This is a genomic window from Comamonas sp. A23 (genome assembly GCF_004522605.1).
Classification (GTDB): domain Bacteria; phylum Pseudomonadota; class Gammaproteobacteria; order Burkholderiales; family Burkholderiaceae_C; genus Comamonas; species Comamonas thiooxydans.
The window spans coordinates 1-2,466 of record NZ_RSDT01000036.1; the positions used below are offsets into that span (position 1 = coordinate 1).

At 64.6% G+C, this 2,466-nt stretch carries 3 protein-coding genes; all 3 read right to left on the reverse strand.

From position 1 onward, the window contains the following. Positions 1 to 52: 52 nt before the first annotated feature. Positions 53 to 1,567: an IS66 family transposase gene (locus EIC84_RS25780; RefSeq protein ID WP_034361426.1), complete on the reverse strand. Its 1,515-nt coding sequence runs from the start codon at positions 1,565 to 1,567 to the stop codon at positions 53 to 55. Positions 1,568 to 1,647: 80 nt separating this feature from the next. Continuing rightward, positions 1,648 to 1,959, reverse strand: a complete 312-nt coding sequence (tnpB, locus tag EIC84_RS25785; RefSeq protein WP_011804029.1) for an IS66 family insertion sequence element accessory protein TnpB — start codon at positions 1,957 to 1,959, stop codon at positions 1,648 to 1,650. Positions 1,960 to 1,979: 20 nt separating this feature from the next. Continuing rightward, positions 1,980 to 2,387, reverse strand: coding sequence for a transposase (locus EIC84_RS25790; RefSeq protein ID WP_003062320.1), 408 nt, complete (start codon positions 2,385 to 2,387; stop codon positions 1,980 to 1,982). Between the last annotated feature and the right edge of the window lie 79 nt (positions 2,388 to 2,466).

Consider the following 2,466-nt stretch of genomic DNA (forward strand, 5'->3'; position numbering starts at 1 on the left):
GTATCCGTCTGGCCAACCCATATTGACCGCCGGCGGCGGTCATGACTGAGACTCAGATCGTGGCGCTCTGCCACCGATGCGGCAACAGTTCCCCGATGCGGCTGTCCTTGTGTGTGGGCAGCCGGGTCATTACATCCTTGAGGTAAGCGTGTGGGTCGTGGCCATTGAGCTTGGCTGACTGGATCAGGCTCATGATGGCAGCGGCACGCTGACCCGCCCGCAGCGACCCGGCAAATAACCAGTTCTTACGACCGAGCGCGACCGGTCGCATCTGGTTCTCCATCCAGTTGTTGTCGATCGGCAGTTGGCCGTTGTCCAGCAAGCGCGTGAGCGCCTGCCAGCGCCGCAGGCTGTAGTCGATGGCCCGTGCCGTGGCTGAACCCTCGGGTACCTTGCTGCGGTGCTCGCTCAGCCAGGCGTGCAATTTGGCCACGATCGGGCGGCTGTGCTGCTGGCGCATTCGCAGCCGCTCGGTGCCATCGACATTGCACGCCTGCCTCTCCACCTCGTAGAGCTGCCCGATCTGCACCAGCGCCTGCTCGGCAATCTGGCTCTTGTTGGCTGCATGCAGCTCAAAGAACTTGCGCCGGGCGTGCGCCCAGCAAGCCGCCTCGGTGATGTGCTCGCCCATGAGCTGCTTGTAACCTGCAAAGTCATCAACCAGCAGCGTGCCGCGCCAGCCGTTGAGGAATTCACAGGCGTGCTTGCCCGCGCGGCTTTCGCAGAAGTCGTAGACCACGGCCTTGAGGTCTTCATGCCGCCCCGGGGTGTAGGCCCACAGGTAGGCGCGGTGCGTCTTGCCATCGCGCTCGCTGCCGCGCTTGAGCATCTGCACCGGGGTCTCATCGGCGTGCACGATGCTGTGTGCGAGCACCTCCTGGCGCAGCGCATCGACCAGCGGCTGCAGTTGCACGCCGCAGCTGCCCACCCACTGAGCCAGGGTCGAGCGTGCCAGCGGCACCCCAGCACGGGCATAGATACTCTCCTGGCGGTACAGGGGCAAGTGGTCCGCGTACTTGGCCACCAGCACCTGGGCCAGCAAGCCGGTGGTGGCTAGGCCCTTGTCGATGATGTGCGCCTCGACCGGCTGCTGCTTGAGCGTCTGGCAGCACGCGCACACCCATTTGCCGCGCACATGGCGGTGCACCGTGAACACGCCGGGCGTGTAGTCCAGCTTCTCGGCCACATCCTCGCCCATGCGGCGCATGGCCTGGCCGCAGCACTCAGTCACCTCGGGCTCGTGTGTGAACTCCTGGCGCAGCAGTTGTGCCGGCAATGGCAGGCGCTTGGGTTGCTGGCGTGGGCTGCGCTCTTCAGCCGAGCGCAGCTGCTCGATCTCCTCATCCACCGCCTGCAGGTCTTCTTCGAGCGCGTCTTCCAGCAGACTGCGCTGATCGGCGTTCAATGCCTCAGTCTTGGCGGCGAACTTCAGCCGCTTGAGGATGGCCATCTCGTAGCTGAGCTTGTCCAGCAGCGTCTGCTTGTGTTTGAGCTCGCTCATGAGGTGCTGCAGCATCTGGCGCATTTGCGCCTCGTCCATGCTCTGCAGATCCACCGGTTCGTTCATGGCCGTCATCATCCCCGATGGGTGGGCAGCCGCCTACTGGCATATCCACGAATTGAACGCCATAGCACGGGCGACCAACATCACAGCACCGTGATCACAGCGTCTTCTCCCAGGCGCTGCCAGGGCAAGCCGGTGACCAGGGCTTGCAGTTGTTCGACGCTGAGTGTGAGCCGAGGACCCAGGCGCTCATCGCCCCAGGCAAACTTGCCTTGGTTCAGGCGCCTTGCGGCCAGCCAGACGCCAAAGCCATCGTGCACCAGTACCTTCAGGCGGTTGGCCCGTGCGTTGGCAAAGAGATAAGCGTGGTGCGGGCGGGCCGCGCCAAAGACTTGCACCACTCTGGCCAGGGCCGTCTCGGGGCCGGCACGCATGTCCAGCGGTTGCGTGGACATCCAGACCGCATCGACCCGGATCACCGCAACACCTCGCGCAAGAGCGCCCCGCACTGGCCCAGTGGGCACTGCAGGCTGACCACCAGTTCGCCGCGTTGCAGGCGCACATGGACTGACGCAGACGGCGGCGGTAAAGGCGCGGATGGCGGTAATGCAGCCAGCGCCTGCTCCTCATGGGTGCTGTCCGCCATTGCCGTCAGCGGCAGCGAGATGAAGCCGGGCTCAGCATCCGAACAAACGCCCGGTTGAGCGCGCACAGGGCCCGCCTCCCGAATCCATCGGTGCACCATGTTCGCGTGCAGCCCCTGCGACAAGGCAACACCACCGACACTGGCACCGGGTTGCGCGCAGGCTGCCACCACCTGAGCCTTGAATGCCTTGCTGTACTCCCGCCGGCGTGGCCGGCCATCGTTTGAAAACTGTTCCATCGTCTCCACGATCCTCCAAGCGTGGACACGATGCCCGCTTCTCACGGCGCTTTCAATATGGGGTCACCGGACGGATACG

Excerpts from the sequence above, each read along its gene's own strand:
- EIC84_RS25780 (WP_034361426.1), bottom strand. The coding sequence starts at position 1,567 with ATGAACGAACCGGTGGATCTGCAGAGCATGGACGAGGCGCAAATGCGC.
- tnpB (WP_011804029.1), bottom strand. The coding sequence starts at position 1,959 with ATGTCCACGCAACCGCTGGACATGCGTGCCGGCCCCGAGACGGCCCTG.
- EIC84_RS25790 (WP_003062320.1), bottom strand. The coding sequence starts at position 2,387 with ATGGAACAGTTTTCAAACGATGGCCGGCCACGCCGGCGGGAGTACAGC.